This window comes from Streptomyces sp. NPDC058525, from assembly GCF_042719495.1.
Lineage (GTDB): Bacteria > Actinomycetota > Actinomycetes > Streptomycetales > Streptomycetaceae > Streptomyces.
On the sequence record NZ_JBHXNP010000023.1, the window covers coordinates 63,207 to 80,908 of the forward strand.

The window sequence follows — 17,702 nt, forward strand, 5'->3', positions numbered from 1 at the left end:
CTGGTGTCGGCCAGTTGTCGATTTCGGCGAACACCTGGCAGGTGATCAGGATCGTGTGGCTCTCGTTGGCAACGAGGTGGTTCAGGTCGGTCATGGTGTTCAGATCCTGGCGTTGGGCTCGCCCCGTGGCCGAGCAGGGGGCTTGTCCAGCCGCTGTTGGCGGGTGCCGCCCACAGTCCGTCGCTGATCTAGACGTCGGGGCAGCGATCGTCTTCATGAGGAAGTCTTCTTCTTGATCACCCGCGCCTGGTGAGCGATCGCCCCAGCGACGGCCCGGCTTTGGGATCACGACCGGGCCGTCCGTAGTCGGGTGGGTGTGGGTTAGACCCTCTCAGCAGCCCAGAGGTCGCTGAGGTCCTCGCGGATCTCTTCCTCCAGGGCGGAGAGAAGCGTCTGCTCGGCGTTGAAGTCCCCGGAGACGGCCTCGATGAGGTCGTCTTGGACCTGCTGCTTGCCAGCGAGCACCGAGGGCATTCGCTCGTCTTGCGTTCCCTTGGTGATGAGCCGGTGGATGGTCACCGGCTTCGTCTGGCCTGTGCGGAAGAGCCGGCCGTTGGTCTGCAAGTAGTGCTCGAGTGAGAACGGCAGCGTGTACCAGATCATCGTCGAGCCGCCGTGCTGCAGGTTCAGGCCATGCCCCGCAGCGGCAGGGTGAAGCAGCATCACCGGGACCTGCTTGGCATTCCACCGGCGGACCATGTCGCGCGAGCCGTCGAAGGCCTGTGCGTCGACGCCGGCCTTGCGGAGCCGCGTGAGCAGCTGCTCCTTGTCGGACTTGAAGTGATAGGCGATGAGCAGGGGCTCGCCGCCGTTGTTCCGCACCAGGTACTCGGTCATCTCGATCTTCTTGTCGTGGATGACCTCGTACCGACCCTTCGTGGTCGGGTCGTCAGGATCCGCGGTGTAGAGCGTGCCCGAGGCGAACTGCATCAGCTTGCTCGTCAGCACCGCCTGGTTCGCGGCAACGATCGATTCGACGCTCTGCGTCAGCTTCCCATCGTCGTCGGTGTAGGTCTGCACGATGTCCAAGACCAGGTCGCGCTTGAAGTCCTTGTATGCCTGGAGCAGGTCCGGTGGGAGCGTGACATTGACGTCCTGGATGCTGAGCGCCGGGAGCTGCAGGCTCGTGTTCTGCGCGCTCATCACCAGGTGCGAGATAGCCTGATGGATCTCGGACTCGGCGTTTGCCGTGGGGATCCACTTCGCCGGCGTCGTGGTGCCAGGCACCAATTTCGGCGTGAACCAGCGGTTGCGGTAAGCGGTGATGTTCTGACCCAGCGTCTGGCCCTCGTCGAGCAGGTAGACCTGGCTCCACAAGTCGTGGAGACCGTTAGGGCTGGGCGTTCCCGTCAGCTCGATGAGTCGGTTCATGGCCGACCGCACCGTTGCCAGGGCCAGGAAGCGCTGCGAGTCGTGCGACTTGAAACCCTGGGACTCGTCGATGATGACCGTCTGGAAGGGCCAAATGATTGTGTTCTGGCCGTTGATGTTCTGGACCGGCAGCTGATCGACCAGACCGAAGCGACACTGAACACAGCCTCCGCCGGCACAGGATCGGCAGTCATAGGCTTCCCACGTCACCAGAGCCGACTTGACCAGCTCCTGGATCCAGGCGCGGATCTTGGCCTTGGCGGGGCCCCCATGGTTGCCGTTGCTGGCGACCAGAGCACGGTACTCGTCGATCAGCTCGTCGCGGCCCAGTGGTCCCTGTGCCTGGAGCAGACCCAGGATCGCTATCGCCTCCGGTGAGATGGCCGGGGCAGGCACTGCTCCCGGCACCGGCGTGAGCAGCTTCGTCTCCTGGGACGGCTGGGTCAGCAGCTCCTGATTGATGAAGTACATCGTCGGCGGATCGGTGGCGACATCCCGGAAGCGCTCCAGGCGCTTGGCCTTGGAGAGCTTTCTGTCGTTCTCGTCGACGATGAGCGACTTCGTCCGGATGGGAAACCCCCACTTCTCGATCTCGTCGATCCAGGTGGAGCGGGCGATTGCCACGGGCGCCACGACGAGGATGTGCCCCATCGGTCGAACCGTCTGCAGGACGCTGAGAGTCGTGAGCGTTTTGCCAGCCCCGACGCCGAGCCACGCGCCGGCGAAGGGATGGCCAACGAGGAAGTCGTGGATCTGCTGCTGATGCGGCATCAGTGAGATCGGGGATGCCGCGGTAGACGTATTCATGCTGCTTGTCCTGACTGTTCTTTCAATGGTGGTTGGCTTGTTCGCGTCGTGGAGCAGCTTCGACGGCGGCTCGGGAGGCAGCGCCTGCCCTGGATGCTCACAACCTCGGCCAGCACGTCGACGATGGCCGAAGGCCGACCATCAGCAGCCCGCCTGGAGTCCAGCGCGGGAGCACTGGCTACGGAGGTAGGTGGCGGCCGGGCATAAGCTACAGCTATAGCTACAGATCGCACGAGATGCCCGGTACTGAGCATCTGAGAACGGACATCTCGTGGTCATGAAGAACCATCTGCTGGCATTCAAGGCGGACACGGTCGCGCTGTGCGGGGCGCGACCCAAAGCGGTGATCAGATCAGCCACCGCCGATCTCGGGATCAGTCCGGAGACGCTGCAGAGCCGTGCCGAAGGGTCTGCTCGAGCAGGTGGAACGGCTGGTGGCGCAGGCCCGCCAGAAGCTGCGGACCGGCACGGTGGCCGAAGCCGGTCGGGTTCGGGCTATGCGGTGGTGGCGGTCCGCTTGACTCCCCCGCGGCGGCCGAGACCGTATACAACCCGGTAGACGTCGGGCATGTCGAGCTGCCCGCTGGTGCGGCGGCACATCACCCCGGCGTCGACCAGCTCCTCCAGCAGCTGCGAGAGGCCGGCGGTGTTGCGCGGGCCGGTCCGGAAGCGGCCGGTGCGGTTCCCGGCCTCCCGCGCCGACTCCTGGAGCCGCCCGGCCAGGCCGCTGCGTTCCCACAGATCGAAAACGTCCTCCTCCCAGATCGGGACCTGCTGCCCGGCCAGCGGCTCCATGGCGAGGCGGACCCACGGCAGCGCCTGGTGGAGCTCGATGGCCCGCGCCCCGCAGCCCACGCTGTTACGAAGATCGTCGTGGTGCAGCGGCCGGTCGTGTCCTGGGTGATTGCGGCCAGTGTCCTCAAGGGCGGTGGCCAGCGCGGTAAGGAACGGACGCGGAGTGATCACTCCCCGAGCGTCCTGGAGGCGGTTGGACAGGCAGTTGTAGGTGTAGCCGGTGCGGGCGTTGGCGCCCATGAACCGGCCAGCGAGGGTGGTGAAGAACTCCTCCTGCGTCTTCGGGTCGCCGCTCAGCCCGGAGGGCGCGAGATACCGGCCGTCCTGGCTCTGCTCCCAGGTGGGCCAGGCGGCGCGGAAGGCGGCGGCCCCCGCGCTGGCGTGGTTGCCCAGGAGGTGGATGAACAGGCCGTACAACTCGGTCCTGGCGGTGCGGCCGAGGTAGTCGGACCGGCCCCAGGAGAGATCGGCGGCGCGGCCGGTCAGGAAACCGCGGTCCGAGCGCGGGACACCGGCCAAGGCCCCGTCCAGCATGTCCGGGCGGATGAACACCTTCGCGCGCAGCCGGGTGGTACGGCGGGAGAGGGTGACGGCGAGGTTGAGCATGCCGGAGGCGAGATGCTCGGCCACCGCCCGATCGGGGTGGAGCTGGTCCAGAGTGTCGAACAGGACGAGCCGCACAGTGTCGGTGGCCTTCGCGGCAGCTTCAAACTCGGCCAGGGACCGGTCGGTGGCCCCGGGGTTGCGGGTCAGCCAGTCGACTCGTTCGGTCCAGGTGGTGAGGGCGGCGAGGTCCGGCACGCCGAGCGCGGTCAGCGCGACGGCGCTCCACAGGACGGTCGGCAGCACACCCCACCCCGTCAGGGCGCGCAGCTCCCCTGCTGTCGGCTGGCCGGTGTCCGGGCGTGCCCCGAAGGCGGTAACCGCCTCCGTCCGCTCCAGCCTGGGCATGCGGTACTCCCGTGCGGCGATGGTGCGCAGCTGCGGGTCGGTCAGGGCCCTGGCCCAGAACGTCTTGCCCTCGCCCGGCTGTCCGCGGACGACGGTGCTCTCCAGGTACAGAGCCGGGCGGTGGACGTCGGAGGTGTACATGAGCGGAACCGGGAGGGTGAGGGCGTCGGTGGCGAGCGCTGCCGAGAGCGCGTCGTGCAGCAGCGTCCGGAGTTCTACGATCGGGAGGGTGAGGGACATCGGGGCCTTCCAAGGTGGGGTTTCGTGGCGTCGATCTCCTGCTGAAGGCGGCGAGGTATATCGTCGGGGAACCGCTGCCAGTGCGTCGCCGACCTCAGAGCAACTGCGGCGTGATGCGACCATGCAGCATCCTCGGAGTCAGCCGGTCGAGCTTCCGCTTCTGGCGTCGGACGGCCTTGGACCGGGCCGCCCGTCAGCCCCTACGGGCATCGCACCGGACTCGGACGGCACTCATGGAGCCCAGAGGATCATCGCTGAGCCCTGCGATACGAGAGGAGAGACGGTCAACCACAAATGGGTTGCTGGATTGTGCGGGCGTTCGGGATCGACGTGCTCCACCTGTGGCGCCGACGTCGCACCACCGTTCCCGATCCGGGCGGGAGAGGGGGGCATACGGCGTGCCGCTTACCCGTCGTACGTGAGGCAGCTGCTGGGCGGCGGCGGCCTCGCGCATCGCGTCCAGCGACCTACCTACCCACCCACCCACCCACGCGGCCACCAGCGGGTTCTCCACCAGGGTGTCGGTGGAGATCACGTGGACGGTCATGGTCCGCTGCTCCGGCGGCAGGGAGGTCAGAGCCCACCGGATCAGCGCGGTGACCAGGGTGCTGTCCTTGCCGCCGCTGTAGCCGGCCAACCAGGGGACTTGGTCGGCCAGGTACAGCGCCCGGATCCCCTCCAGGTACTGCTGGGGGGGGTGAGGTCGCCGAACGGGCTGCGGCACGTGGGCCCGAGGCCGGGCACCAGGATGGGCGAGGGTGGGGGCATGACTGACCTTTCAGTACGCGGGTGGTAGCCGGAGGCCGGGCCGGCGGTGGGAAGAGCGGCCCGGCACCCCGGCGTGGTTCACGCGCGGCTGAGCATCCGGGCGAGCCGGGAAGGCCGGACATAGCGCCTGGGCGGGCGCACGACCTACCGGTCCTCCGTGACGATGGCGTTGCCCTCGATCTGCTGCGCGGCCTTGATGGCGTTGGCGATCCACCAGCGGTGCTGGCTGGCCTGCATGGTCTGGTCGGTGGGGATGTTGTGCTAGGGCCTGTGTGATGTCGTGATCAGCTATCGGGTTCTGCCCTGTTCGCGGGGTGGGATCCGGTAGGACTGAGATCGTGACGCGCAGGCAACTCACCAATGCTCAGTGGAAGTTCATCGAGCCGTATCTGCCGATCGGCAGGTACGGCCCGTACCCGGAGCGGTTACGGGAGCAGTTCGAGGGTGTGATCTGGCGGTTTAGGTCCAGTGCCCAGTGGCGGGAGATGCCTGCCGAGTTCGGCCCGTGGGCCACCGTCTACGGACGCTTTCGCGTCTGGCGCGATGCCGGTGTCTTCACCACCTTGCTCGAAGGCCTGATCGCGGAGGCGGCTCGGGCGGGAAGAGCGGACTTGTCGCTGGTCAGCGTGGATTCCACAACGATCCGTGCCCACCATGACGCTGCGGGGATACGTGTCAGCAAGCACCTCATGGAGGCTTTGGAGGAAGCCGCGCAGGAGCAGGAGGCGGCCCTGCAAAAAGGGGCGGACCGGAGGAACAGAACGGACAGCTTGAGCGTCGACGCATCCGACGCCGACACAGGCTCCGCCTGAAGGAAGCCCTGCTCGGCAGGTCCCGGGGCGGCCTCACCAGCAAGATCCACCTCGCCGCGGACCGCCAGTGCCGTCCGCTCGCGCTGGTGCTGACCGCCGGACAGGCCGGGGACAGCCCCCAGTTCATCCCCGTGCTCGCGAGGGTGAGAGTCCGCCTGCCCGTCGGCCGTCCCCGCACCACGCCCGGCGCGGTCGCTGCGGACAAGGCCTACTCGTCCCGCGGTAACCGCACCTACCTGCGCAAACGCGGCATCAAGGCGGTCATTCCAGAGAAGAAGAACCAGGCCGCCAACCGGAAGAGGAAGGGCACAGGGGGCGGCCGGCCGGTCAGCCACGACGCCGACCTCTACAAGGATTCCCAATCATGATGTCAAGCCAGGATGGTGACGCCTTGTGACGGTGTCATGCCGCTGCAGGAATGGGGCGGGACGTGCTGAGCTCGAAGGTTCGGTTGTCCCGTATGAGGGCCCAGAGCACGTTGAGGCGGCGCCTGGCCAAGGCCAGGACGGCCTGCTTGTGGGACTTCCCCTCGGCGCGTTTGCGCAAGTAGAACGCCTTGGACTCCGGGCAGAAGCGGGCGGCGACCTGGGCGGACATGTAGCACATTCGCAGGAGTCTTCGGCTGTTTCGGCGGGGCCTGCGCAGGTTGCCGCTGACCTTCCCGGAGTCGCGCGGAACGGGCGCGAGTCCGGCGACACCGGCAAGCCGGTCGGCGCTGCCGAAGGCCGTCATGTCGCCGCCCGTCGCCGCGATGAACTCGGCCCCGAGCATGTCGCCGATGCCGGGCATGCTGGTGATCACCTCGGCGGCGGGATGCTCGCGAAACCGTTCCTCGATGAGGGCGCTGATCTGCGCGATCTCCTCGTCCAAGGCCATCACCTCCCTGGCCAGGGTGTTGACCATCTTGGCTGCGGTCTTCTCCCCAGGGACGGTGGTGAGCTGGGCCTCGGCCGCGGCCACCGCGAGGTCCGCGACCTTCGAGGGGGTATAGACCTTGCGGTTCTTCAACCAAGCTGTGAGGCGGGCCCGGCCGATCCGGCGGAGGGCGGCCGGAGTCTGGTAGCCCGTCAGCAGCACCAGAGCGGCCTTGGAAGTGCTGTAGTCGAAGGCCCGCTCGAGCGCGGGGAAGTACTCCAGCATCTGGGCGCGAAGCCGGTTGATCGCACGGGTGCGGTCCGCGGAGAGGTCCAGGCGGCGGGCGGTGAGGATCTTCAGATCGACCGCGATCTCGCCGGGCTCCTGGAGGGTTTGCAGGTCGCGGCGCATCCGGGCCTGGTCGGCGATGACGTACGCGTCTTTCGCGTCGGTCTTCCCGTCGCCCCGGTAGGAGCCGGAGGCGTGGTGCACGCTCCGGCCGGGGATGTAGAGCAGTTTCTGCCCGTGGTTGACCAGCAGGGCGATCCAGAGGGCGGCGCCGCCGGCGTTCAGGTCCACCGCCCAGGTCACCGGACTGCCGTCGGCGAAGTCCATGACGTCGCCCAGGAGTTGCATCAGCTCGGCCTCGTCGTTCGCCACCCGGCGCGAGATCACCTTGCCGCCGTCTTCGTCGATCACGGTGCAGTGGTGTTCGGCCTTACCCGCATCCGTCCCGGCCCACAGTTCGGGCACCCGGACCCCCTTCATCGTGTCCTTGTGCTGTCCCAGCAGACGACCTCGCTGTCACGTCCATACGAGCGATTCGGTTCGCGCATCCCAATCAGCAGTCGAGTCGTCGCGGGGTCCCGGGCGGCCAATCCTTGTAAGCCACACCAGCGACGAAGGAACACAAGCCACACCCGAAACCCCTGGGTGTCCCGATCTTACGAATGGCCGGGATCAGCCCAGAACCAAGGTATGGAGCGGAACACCGTCGAGCGCGCGATCAACAAGCTGAAGGCCTGGCGGGGCATCGCCGCCCGTTACGACAAGTCGCCCAACAGCTACCTCGCCGGCCTCCATCTCCGCGCCGCAATGATCTGGGTCGACGACCTCATCAAGGCAGCCGAATGATCACGACATCACACAGGCCCTAGTCGGCGACGGTCCACAGGGTCTGGTCGCCAGCACAGTCGATGTCGTTGTGGACGTGATCGGGGTCGGCCTTCTCGCAGTTCCAGCCGACAAGGACGGCCCAGAGGAAAGCGTCCAGCTTGTCGGCGGCCCAGTCACGGGAGTCAACGGTGATACGGGTGCGGAGCATCTCAAGGGCAGCTTTCGCTCCGAGGAGGGCGGGCACCGCGAGGCTGTAACCCATGGCGTACGCCCGGGCCAGGCTGCGGAGCTCGGGCACGTCGGCTTCGGCGTCCCAGAGCCGGTCGTAGAGCTCTGCGAGGGACTCCTCGGTGTGTTCGGCCAGGGGGAGCCGGTGTTCGGGGTCGGTGGCGGGCGGGGCGGGCGGCAGCGCACCGGTTTCGGTGAGAATGTGCTGCTCCCACAGGGCGGCGAGAAGACGGTGCCAGCGCTGCGGGACGGGGAACCAGCCGCACGGGCAGGCCACGGACCAGCGGCCGGAGGGCAGTTCGAGACGGCGCGGCCAGTGGCTGGCGACGAGGTCCTTGTGGTCGGGGCAGATGTGGCCGCCCGCGGGGAAGATGCTGCCCGCGCCGAGCGTGCACCAGCCTTCCCCCGACCACTCGGGGCTCATAGGCGAGCCGGCCATCGTCGCCATGGCGTCGAATTGGCGCAGACACCCGGGCACCAGGCACGTGCGCAGCACCGGGGTGTTGGTGAGGGAGTCGATGTGGGCGTACAGGGATTCGAGCTGGTCCTCAGTCAGGGTGGCAAGTGGTATGCGCTCTTCACGGATCACGGTCAGATCTCCTCGGTGGCGATGTACAGGTGGCCGGTGCTGGTCGGGCGGATCTGGACCGGGCGGGTGCGGATGCGGCCAGGGCGTAGTGTCGGCCGATGACCAGCGCGACGGTGGCGTGCATCTCGTCGATCTTGAGAACGCGCAAACTGGCGCAGGCGGACCATCAACCAGGTCTCGCATCGAGCCGGTCGGAACCGGCCGGCCACCGCCGGATCACGATGCTGTCAGCTGCTGGCCGGATGGGGACTCGAGGAGGTGGGCGATGAACGCGTCGACGCCCGGCTTGTCGTCGATGACATGGACCTCGGCCCCGTGTCGGCGCAACTTGGCGTGCGTGAGCTGCTGCAGCTTCCGCAACTGACCGCCGGGGCGCTTGACCTCGACGAACACCGTGCCGCGGGGGGCGACGACGATCCGGTCGGGTACTCCCCCGCGGGCCGGCGAGACGAACTTCAGACACAGAAAGCCGCGTGCCCGGCATTGGGCAAGGAGGTAGCCCTCGATATCCCGCTCACGCGGCGACGTCATCGGCTCTCAGTCCTCTCGTCCGGAGCAGTCGCCCGCACGCCGTACTTCAGCTCACCGGGCTCGACGAGGCGGAAGCCCGTGGAGTGCTTGTGCATCCGGGAGACGCTGATGGTCGAGCGCCTCGTGCCGTAGTGGGCCCGGACTCGGGCCCTGCCGCTTTTGACGAACTCGACGACGACGCGGCGCTGGTTCTTCCGAGTGTCGAGGTCCCCCCAGATCTGCCCCCGGCGGACCAGGATGCCCTCGCGGGTCGTGTTCCTCTCCTGCTGGGCCTGGACGTCGTCGTCCTGGGTGGAGCAGTCGGTCGGCACAGCAGCGGGCACGAACTTCTGCAGGGACGATTCGACTTCGGCCGTCAGAAGTCGGATCTGACCATCCTTGCCGAGCTCTTCGTACGACATCATTTCTCCTTGTTTTTGGATCGCCACCCGGCAACCCAGTCAGGACTATGTACGGGGCACCACACGTCACCGTTTCGCTGGAAAAACCATCCACGACTCTGGGCTCTCTGGTTGTCCCATCGACTACCCGTCACGAAGAACTGTCGACATTGCTGGAATTTACATTCCTTCTTTACGGAATAGGCTTTCATCGCCCCCAGCTCTCTTGTTTCAGCGGGCCGAACTCGCCTTCAATCTCAGCTGGGACTCAAAATGCATGACTTGGGTGATGCGGGCGCTGATCAGGCGGCGTTCTTCCAGTTCTTGGTGAACGTCTCGTCGAGCATCCGGGTGTAGATGCCGAGATCGAGCGCCTCGACGAGCTGCTCGACCCGGGCGGGCGGCAGTGCGCGGAGATCGTCGTTGACGACGACCACCGACCAGTACGGATCGATGCCGTTGATCCGGCGGATCACGGCGTCCTGGTCATCGGGCAGCAGCCTGAGGCCGTCGGAGGTGCTGGCCTCGCTGCGGTTCTTCGCCCACCCGTGATTGCGCAGGATCTTCAGCGCGACCGGATCACGTCGCACCCCGGCGCTGCCGGACTCGCGCCGCTTGCTCTGGCTGGCCGGGTTCACCTTCCATGCGCCGGCGTTGTGCAGGCTCACGGCACCATCGGTGCCGTCGCGGACGATGAAGACCCGGTTGACCATCTGCAGGGCCCGCGGGTTCACCAGCTGCCCATCGGCGTCCTCGTTGTCGTCACGGTCGGGCCCGGCGCAGACCGGGTCGGCGGCGAACGGGTAGGTGATCGATCCACGCGAGGCGGCGAGGACGTTCTGGAACAGCAGCAGTGTCCGTACGGGATCGGCCGGGTCGATCGCCTCCTCGATCACCTTGCGGCCCAGCAGGGGATCGAAGGGCTCGGCAAGAGCCTCCTCTCCTCTGCTGGCGAGGGCCTGCAGGTAGCGCGCCAGGGCGAAGTCGATCACGGCCGGGTGGGCCAGCGACTTCGTCGGGGTAGGACCCGCGTGGCAGGCCAGTGTCCCGCCGGAGGCGCTGATGATCGGGCTGTCGGCGACGCCGCGGTCCTCACTGGGCGACTCCAGCTCGAGCCGGTTGTTCGAGTCCTTGCTGATGAGGAACATCAGCTCCGGTTCGATGTCGATGCCGATGGCGGCCTGCTGTTCGGCGAGCACTTGGTTGTTGGCGGTCTCGTCGAAGCCGTTGTCGCCGCCGACAACGGAGTAGAGGCCGTCGGTGTTCGTCGAGATGATTCGCGCGCCGGCCAGCGTCTGGGCCTGCCCGATCCGCCAGCTGAACAGCTGGCCGATGATCCGCATCGAGATGGTGCGGTTGTTCATCCTGATCGGGGTCCGGTGTGCCGCGTCAGCGGCTCCAGAGGCCGAGTTGAGAATCAGCTTCGTGCCGTTGCGCAAGGTCGTGAGCCGGGCCTTCTCCTCGGCGGAGATCCCTGGCTTCTTCATCTCGAAGCCCAGACGTTCCTTCTCGAAGAATATCGTCGTGTAGCGGTCCTCGCCCAGCTCGGGGTTGTAGAACGCCCTCATGTTGCGCAGCAGGTTCGGGTAGTAGCTCGTGAAGTCCTCGTGGATGACGAGGCCTGCCGAGGTCCGTGCGAACTTCGGGTGCAGCTTGGTGGACCCGTCAGTCTTCGTGGTGAACAGCTCGGGCGCCCTCTTCGCTGGCTCATCGCGGTAGACGGCCTTGACCGCAGAGGTGACGGCCAGGACGACCTTGCCGTCGAGCACGGTTCCGTCGGCCAGGCGCACGTGCATCGCCTCGGTGCCCGGACGCTGAGTGGCCAGCAGCTGCTCTGGATCCGGCGCTTGGACTTGCGCACGCGCGAGCTGTTCAGCCTGGTCCGGGTCGTCCTTCTTCGGCTTGCGGTACTTCACCTTCTTCGGGTCCGAGCCCAGCAGCACGAGCCGCTTGTCGACGGCCGTGCCGTCGGGCAGCGCAAGCAGGTTGTGCTGGCGCTTGGCCTCGGCGACGAAGTCCTTGGCGTTTGGATAGAGGAGCTTGGCGAGGCCGATCATGGCTGCCTGCTCCCGGTGCTCGAAGGAGTCGGAGTCGAAGACCTTCATGTCCGCTTCAGCGCCGTGGATGCCACCTGTGCTGAACGTCGCGAAACACGACGACGGGGAGGCGTCGCGGTGGAAGTAGGGCACGTTGTTCGGCGTCTTCGGCAGCTCACGCAAGGACCTGGCCGGGAGGTCGAACAGGTCGCGGTATTCCTCGGAGTCGTTGAAGTTCTGCCCCTCGATCATGCGGTAGTAGTTGACGACCTGGATGAACTGACGGTGTGCCTTGGCCTGTACCGGCGTCGCGGCTGGGTTTTTGGTGGGGTCAGGTGCCACGTTCTCCTCGAAGAAGCGCACGCACTCATCGAGCACGTTGACCTGGGGGATGCCCTGCTCCTCGGCCACCTCCTTGGCCGGATAGAGGAACGACACGGTCTCGATGTCGTTCAGCGAGGTGTACGGCGCGAGGATGCGGCCGACGAACTTCGCGGAGGACGAGTCGATGGTCAGGCGGTCCCGGCGCACCGAGCCGTTCTTGGCGTAGACGGTCTCGGAGTACTGCGCCAGCAAGCCGGCCTTGAGGTCGAAGTTGCTTGCATAGGCAGGGTGCTGGAAGAGCTGGGCCAGGCCCAGGCAGTCGGAGACGTTGTAGGCCAGCAGCTCGTAAAGATCCTCGATCGTGGTGATCGAGGTGTCGTGGTGGAGCTTCTCGGACTCCTTGATCTGGCGGCCGAGCATCCCGAGCAGGCGCTTGAGGCTCACCTTGGTCTGCAGCTCGTTGAGGCGGGCGACATCCAGGTGCCGACCCGAGTGCATCATGGCGCGGCGGATCTTGGCGGCCGGGCCGTCCCAGCCGAGGTAGCCGGGCATGTACTCGATGTGCTCGTTGAACAGCTTGTCGTTGTGCTCGCGCATCTCGCGCGCTGTGGTCGGCTGGACAAGACGAGCGGAGTGCGGAGCCGGGAAGGTCTCCATCAGGTACAGCGCGAGCATGGTCATGTCGTAGTTCAGCGAGTTATACCCGGCCAGGAACGGGTGCTTCAGCGGGTCGTACTCGGGATCCGTGTCGCAGACGGGGCGCAGGCTGGCTGGATAGGACGAGATCTCGCCGCGGTCGTTGACCTGGTCGGCGTTCGAGAGGCCTATCAGCTCGGCGAGACGGAGGTTGCTCCGCTCGCCGCGTAGGTTCCACAGCTGGGCGCTCACCGCGGGCAGGCCCGGATTGGAGCGCACCACGGCCTCATAGAGCGCCTGCGGGTCCACGGCGTCGGAGAGCTGCTGGACGTCCGAGAGGAAGAAGATCTCCAGGTCGTCGACGGCTCTGTCGGGCTGCGGGGTATAGGCGCACAGAGTGAAGACGTCCGACAACGACTCGATGTCGTAGAAGGTGAAGCGTGCCTTCGAGGCCGTCACGGGTGTTCGTTGTGCGGTCATGGTGGAGATCTCCTTTCGTCGGTCCGACCATCACGGCCGGTGTCTGGGGAGGAGGCAGTCGCTGCCTCAGATGGAGTCGCGAGAAGTGCCTCGGCGCGGGGCATCCATGCGCCAGGACACCTCACCCATGAGCCGCGGTCTTCTCCAAGGCGTCTGCCATGATCTGCGAGCGGACGGCGAGGTTGGTGATCCGCTGCCCATGCCCGTTGTCAGCCATCGCCGTGATCAGGTGGCTCCTGTTCCTCAGTGGTGTCGTCGGTCGGGGCGGATGCGCCCGTCTGCCGGAGCAGTCCGCGGTAGTTGGCCTGCAGCGTCGGCTGCGACTTCTTCTTCGGGTCGCTGCCGTTGTAGCTCGGGTGCATCCACTTCTTCAGCTCGTACTCGGCGATGAGTACCTCGGGGGTGTGCATCATCTGGCCGGGCCGGGTCTTGCGGTTCTTGTCCGGGCAGTGCCACAGGACATCCGGCCTGACGATCGCCACGAGGTCGGCGATGAACTGCTTGTTGCCCACCGGTGAGCCCGACGGCGAGACGTCGGCGAACCAGGCCTTGTACAGGTCATATAGGAACGTGAACGGTGCCAGGTCCCAGACGAGCCGCCCGCGGAACTCCTCCCAGAAGGCGCGCACGGGGTCGTTGGCTTCCTTGTACTCGGCCAGGACCGCCTTGGTCGCCACCGGCTCGGAGAGCTGGTAGTAGTCACCCGGAGATGACGCGCCGGCGTGGTTGATCGCGTACCAGAAGACGTACTCCAGAACCTCACGGCGCTGCAGGTAGTCGTCCTTGATGTACTTCTTCTCAGCTCCGGTGAAGCTCTTGGTGAAGGGCACGAAGAGCTGCCGGCGATAGAACGACTCGGACTTGTCCTTCACGCGCGGGAACTCGTTCAGGCACTGGACCATGAAGCCGAAGAACTGGTAGGCGATCGGCATCCGGTACTTGCGGTTGATCTGGATGACGTCGTTGGTCACGATCGCCTTCAGGTTGGCGGCCTTGTCGATGAAGGTGCCGACATCGTTCTCGTCGACGATGATTGCGTTGGCGCGTACCAGCGGTTCGAGCGCGAAGTCCTTGCCGAAGTCCGAGAGCGGAATCGAGGTATGCGCGCCGCTGCCGACGAGGTTGCGCATGAGCGCGCAGAGCGTGCCCTTACCGTTGTTGCCCTGCTCGGAGTAGAACCAGGCGGTCTTGCCCCAGCGCACATGCGGCCGGATGATCGCGCCGATGATCTCCCAGATCAGGTCGGCGAGGCCCTCGTCACCAGCCTGGTCGAAGAGCTCTTCAATCCAGGCGACGACTTCCCAATCTCCGTCCTCGGGGTGCGTGATGACTTGCTGCGGGGCGTCGTCCACGTAGTCGACGTCGTTCTTTGTCAGCAGCACTATGGCAGGGTCGAAGGGGTGGACCTGCTTGGGCTCGAAATGGAAGTCCCTGCCGAAGATCGTGACGTCCAGCGGCTCGGTGCCGTAGAAGACGACACCGTTGCGCGCGGCGATGAAATCGCGGTTCGTGCTCTGGTGCCGGCGCGGGCTGTCTTCGCGCAGGACGGCCAGGACCTCGGCGAACTCCTTAAGAGTCAGCTGGGTGTTGTACATGCGCGCCGTGGTACGGATGTCGTCCTCGCTGGTGATGTACGTCCCACGCGCGCGGGCCGTGGTCTGATACATCGCCAGCAGGTCGTACTCGCGGTCGGTGTCCTTGGCGTTGGGCGCGATGCGGATGACACGGTGCAGACGCAGGAGGATCTGCGCGATCTGCCAGTACGTCAGGTATCTCGGCAGGGGGTACTTCTCAGCGGCCATGGCCGCCTTGAGGTTCTCGGCCCTGGTGACGCCGCCCACGATCGCCAGCAGCTCCTTCTCCAGGATGCGAGGCGCCGGAGGGTCAGTCGGGTCGATCTGGTCGAGGTAGGCGGCCGTGACGTAGGTGACGATCTCGTTCTGCGGAGCCATGTCGTCGCGGTTCGAGAAGTACCCCATGACGCTGGCCAGGACGTCGGCGACGGGGTTGGTGCGCGGTCCGGGGTTGGAACCGGCCGTAGGCACGGATCCGGAGGCATCAGGAGACGTCATGCTGCTGCTTTCTCGATCGTGATCGAGTTCCTGCCGGCGATGAGTGGGAAGCCGATTGAACTCGTAATCGAATAGAACGTGATCTTGACCCTATGCCACCCGAGTGTCCTTTCGCAACGATTTGGCCATCAACCAATAGGAGAGTCGACTGATGTCATGAATGGTGATCGAAAGGTCCACCGGCGAGGGCTGGAGAGGGGGCGCGGAACCGCCACGGTCACGCCGCACGCGTCGTGAGCCCGGATGGGACGTGAGAGCCAGTGACTCCGTGGGACATGCACCCGACGGAGTCACTGGCTTCTCGCGCTCGACCATGCACCCGCGGGCGGCGTGAGCCGCCCGGCCTGCGGTCGAGGTTCGGAGGAGTTCTTCTGACCGGCCGAGCCGGCTGCCACCAGAGCATCGACCGGACGCTCTCCGGGGGGATCCCGAGGCGCATACCATCCAGGGGTATATGGGCTGTGTACCACTTGACGTGGTACACCCGTCTTCCCAAGTCAGAGCAGTAGCTTCGGGAGTCCAGGAGCAGGGTGTACCACGTGGCATTTTCTACGTGGTACGGGTATTTGCCCAGGTCAGACAGTGTCTACATACCCCCCGTACCACTTGTACCAGGAAATAGAGACTAGATACACGCGCAGGGGGATAAGAGAGCAGACTGGCGAGCTGAGGCTGGAGCCGCCTGCATCGCTCCCGAGCGCGTCCCCTATGCAAACGCCCAAAAAGACGTGGTACTCGTGGTACATCGACGGGGAAACGCTGGTTGACCAGAGAAAACGTCGTACCACGCCGACCCTCCCACGTGGTACACCCGTTGCGAGAAAGAGCCTCGCGGCATCGGTGTTTGCCCAGGTCAGAGGTTGGTTCTCAGGTGTGTACCACGTCTCGTGGTACACGTGGCAGCTCGATGCGCCCCCGGCGACCGAATCGAGGCGGACTCTTGCGCTGAGCCGCGCACGGCTTCCAGTCCCGCGTGGCCGAGCCCCCGCGGGACTGGAAGCCGCATGGAACATCCTCGGCGTCCCGAGGTTCCCAGAAGGCTCCTGAGGCTCCTGACGCGCCCTCCGAGCGCGAGTCAGAACTCTGTCCGAGTCGTTCATCCATGAGAATCACACTGGAAGCGAGAGGGTATTGGACTGACAATCGCCACTCATTACGAGTGATCCACGACAGCTGCTATCGTTGACGCCAGGTGATCGATGTTGCACTGGAACGTGAAACAGAGAGGCCGGAGAGCATCCCCGTGGGAAGGGAGCTCTCCGGCCTCTTTGCATGTGCTGCTGGGTACGAGGCGTGGATGGCGCGAATCACCCAGGAGTGACCGTGCTTCAGCCTCGCTGGCATCCCGCATTGGGGGACTCGGGACTGCGACTACGGGATCGCCTGTCTGCTTCGACGACGTAGAGGATCTCGTAGGAAATCGTGGTGTTGAGGTTGAGCCGGTTCTTGCTCTGGCTCTTCTCCATCGTGATCTTGCGGAAGCCGCGAACAGCCTCAGCGCGATCGAAGAACCGGCGCAGCCTCGCGTTCACGCGCTCACGGGCCTGTTCGGCCGTGATGCCCATGTCGGAGACGACGAAGACGTGCGTGTGACCGCGATCGAAAGTGGGTTTCTCACCAGTGTCGAGGTCCAGACGGATCTTCGCACGGCTGATGTCGAGCACGCCGGGACGGACGAGCTCTCCTCGCGAGTCGTACGTGGAGGTGCTGACGATAGCCATGATGAGATCCTCTCCTCTCCTGATGAGTATGACTGAATAGTTACCTTCAGTCACACCCCCGGTGACCGGATCACCCCGGTCACCACGAGCATGCCCTCCGTACGAGGGACCGCTGGCTGAAGGGCCGCCAGGTCCCGCACGGAGGGCACCATCGTTTTAGAAGAGGCCGAGGACCTCGCTCACTGCATCGCGGGCTCGCCTCCCGCGCCCTGGACTGCGCCCGGCGCAGTCCCGCCGGCGATCCGCCGATAGAGCCCCAAGGCACAACCAGCGAAGGCCAGGAACAGGAACACTGCGGAGACGGGGTTCGCCAGAGCGCCGAGCGCCTGTGCTGGGACAACGGCGGCAGCGAGGTTGAAGCCCAGATGCAGGAGCACGCAGGGCCACAGTATGCGCGTGCGTTCGTAGACCAGGGCCAGGAGCACCGCCAATGGCAGAGTCGAGGCGAACTGTACGGCGCTGCCGTGCACCAGGCCGAACACCACCGCGGTGACCAGCGTTGACACGAGGATGCTCACCCGCTTGCGCAGCAACGGGTAGATCAGCCCTCGGAACAGGAACTCCTCCCCGGCAGGAGCCGCGACCAGGGTGAGCAGAAGGGTTGCCACAGCCCCGGCGGCGTGTCTGGTTTGGTTCGAGGCGTCGAAGCTGGCGGACCCGGCCGTGAGGTAGATCCACAAGGCCAGCGACTGCCCGGCGAGGAAGGCCAGGACCGCGCAGCCGACGACGGTCCGCCCGAAACCTGGGATCTCCGGCCTCGGCCGCGGGGCCGGCCTATGCGCGAGCCACCGGGGCCGCTGGATCCTCATCGAACCGACCAGGACGACGACGAGCATGCCCAGAACGGTGGTCGCGACGATCGGCTCTCCGATGAGTAGGACTGCGAAGGTGCCGAGGCCGAGGTAGACCGCGACGGCGACGAGCGGCACGAGGACGCACCATCCGATGCTGTGCAGACGCGAGGTGATCGGTGAAGTCGTCAAGGTCTCC

Annotated in this window: 11 protein-coding genes and 2 pseudogenes; 2 read left to right on the forward strand and 11 right to left on the reverse strand. The window is 65.9% G+C overall.

Annotation, left to right across the window (positions count from 1 at the left end):
• Positions 1–321 precede the first annotated feature (321 nt).
• From ACFWP3_RS14170 to ACFWP3_RS14180, 3 genes and pseudogenes are all read right to left on the reverse strand, one after another.
• Positions 322–2,178, reverse strand: a complete 1,857-nt coding sequence (locus tag ACFWP3_RS14170; RefSeq protein WP_384220139.1) for an SNF2-related protein — start codon at positions 2,176–2,178, stop codon at positions 322–324.
• A gap of 495 nt (positions 2,179–2,673) precedes the next feature.
• Positions 2,674–4,164 carry a hypothetical protein gene (locus ACFWP3_RS14175; protein ID WP_384220140.1) on the reverse strand — a complete coding sequence of 497 codons (1,491 nt, stop codon included), beginning with the start codon at positions 4,162–4,164 and terminating at the stop codon, positions 2,674–2,676.
• A 421-nt stretch (positions 4,165–4,585) separates the two neighbouring features.
• A pseudogene (locus ACFWP3_RS14180) lies at positions 4,586–4,888 on the reverse strand (hypothetical protein); the annotation flags it as partial.
• Positions 4,889–5,270: 382 nt separating this feature from the next.
• Between ACFWP3_RS14180 and ACFWP3_RS14185 the strand changes: the two are divergent.
• A pseudogene (locus ACFWP3_RS14185) lies at positions 5,271–6,100 on the forward strand (IS5 family transposase); the annotation flags it as partial.
• Between the two features lie 46 nt (positions 6,101–6,146).
• Here the strand turns inward: ACFWP3_RS14185 and ACFWP3_RS14190 are convergent.
• Positions 6,147–7,367, reverse strand: coding sequence for an IS110 family transposase (locus tag ACFWP3_RS14190; RefSeq protein ID WP_384220143.1), 1,221 nt, complete (start codon positions 7,365–7,367; stop codon positions 6,147–6,149).
• Between the two features lie 210 nt (positions 7,368–7,577).
• Between ACFWP3_RS14190 and ACFWP3_RS14195 the strand changes: the two genes are divergently transcribed.
• The gene (locus ACFWP3_RS14195; protein WP_384220198.1) at positions 7,578–7,733 is read left to right on the forward strand and encodes a hypothetical protein; all 156 of its coding nucleotides are present in this window, start codon (positions 7,578–7,580) and stop codon (positions 7,731–7,733) included.
• A gap of 19 nt (positions 7,734–7,752) precedes the next feature.
• On the opposite strand, the gene ACFWP3_RS14200 is transcribed toward ACFWP3_RS14195, so the two are convergent.
• The 7 genes from ACFWP3_RS14200 to ACFWP3_RS14230 form a co-directional block, all read right to left on the reverse strand.
• A complete protein-coding gene (locus ACFWP3_RS14200; RefSeq protein WP_384220145.1) occupies positions 7,753–8,532 on the reverse strand; it encodes a hypothetical protein in 780 nt (259 codons plus the stop codon).
• 216 nt (positions 8,533–8,748) lie between these two features.
• Positions 8,749–9,063 carry a VRR-NUC domain-containing protein gene (locus ACFWP3_RS14205; RefSeq protein ID WP_384220148.1) on the reverse strand — a complete coding sequence of 105 codons (315 nt, stop codon included), beginning with the start codon at positions 9,061–9,063 and terminating at the stop codon, positions 8,749–8,751.
• Complete coding sequence (locus tag ACFWP3_RS14210) at positions 9,060–9,464, reverse strand: hypothetical protein (RefSeq protein WP_384220150.1); 405 nt, start codon at positions 9,462–9,464, stop codon at positions 9,060–9,062. Before ACFWP3_RS14210 ends, ACFWP3_RS14205 begins: the two co-directional genes overlap by 4 nt.
• Before the next feature lie 281 nt (positions 9,465–9,745).
• Entirely contained in the window at positions 9,746–12,919 is a 3,174-nt protein-coding gene (locus tag ACFWP3_RS14215) for a hypothetical protein (protein WP_384220152.1), read from the reverse strand.
• Between the two features lie 209 nt (positions 12,920–13,128).
• Complete coding sequence (locus tag ACFWP3_RS14220) at positions 13,129–14,991, reverse strand: phage/plasmid primase, P4 family (protein ID WP_384220155.1); 1,863 nt, start codon at positions 14,989–14,991, stop codon at positions 13,129–13,131.
• Between the two features lie 1,328 nt (positions 14,992–16,319).
• On the reverse strand, positions 16,320–16,712 hold the full coding sequence (locus ACFWP3_RS14225; protein ID WP_384220158.1) for a hypothetical protein: 393 nt from the start codon (positions 16,710–16,712) through the stop codon (positions 16,320–16,322).
• Positions 16,713–16,891: 179 nt separating this feature from the next.
• Positions 16,892–17,695: a CPBP family intramembrane glutamic endopeptidase gene (locus tag ACFWP3_RS14230; RefSeq protein WP_384220160.1), complete on the reverse strand. Its 804-nt coding sequence runs from the start codon at positions 17,693–17,695 to the stop codon at positions 16,892–16,894.
• Positions 17,696–17,702 lie beyond the last annotated feature (7 nt).

Excerpts from the sequence above, each read along its gene's own strand:
- ACFWP3_RS14210 (WP_384220150.1), bottom strand. The coding sequence starts at position 9,464 with ATGTCGTACGAAGAGCTCGGCAAGGATGGTCAGATCCGACTTCTGACG.
- ACFWP3_RS14170 (WP_384220139.1), bottom strand. The coding sequence starts at position 2,178 with ATGAATACGTCTACCGCGGCATCCCCGATCTCACTGATGCCGCATCAG.
- ACFWP3_RS14195 (WP_384220198.1), top strand. The coding sequence starts at position 7,578 with ATGGAGCGGAACACCGTCGAGCGCGCGATCAACAAGCTGAAGGCCTGG.
- ACFWP3_RS14225 (WP_384220158.1), bottom strand. The coding sequence starts at position 16,712 with ATGGCTATCGTCAGCACCTCCACGTACGACTCGCGAGGAGAGCTCGTC.
- ACFWP3_RS14220 (WP_384220155.1), bottom strand. The coding sequence starts at position 14,991 with ATGACGTCTCCTGATGCCTCCGGATCCGTGCCTACGGCCGGTTCCAAC.
- ACFWP3_RS14190 (WP_384220143.1), bottom strand. The coding sequence starts at position 7,367 with ATGAAGGGGGTCCGGGTGCCCGAACTGTGGGCCGGGACGGATGCGGGT.
- ACFWP3_RS14175 (WP_384220140.1), bottom strand. The coding sequence starts at position 4,164 with ATGTCCCTCACCCTCCCGATCGTAGAACTCCGGACGCTGCTGCACGAC.
- ACFWP3_RS14215 (WP_384220152.1), bottom strand. The coding sequence starts at position 12,919 with ATGACCGCACAACGAACACCCGTGACGGCCTCGAAGGCACGCTTCACC.
- ACFWP3_RS14205 (WP_384220148.1), bottom strand. The coding sequence starts at position 9,063 with ATGACGTCGCCGCGTGAGCGGGATATCGAGGGCTACCTCCTTGCCCAA.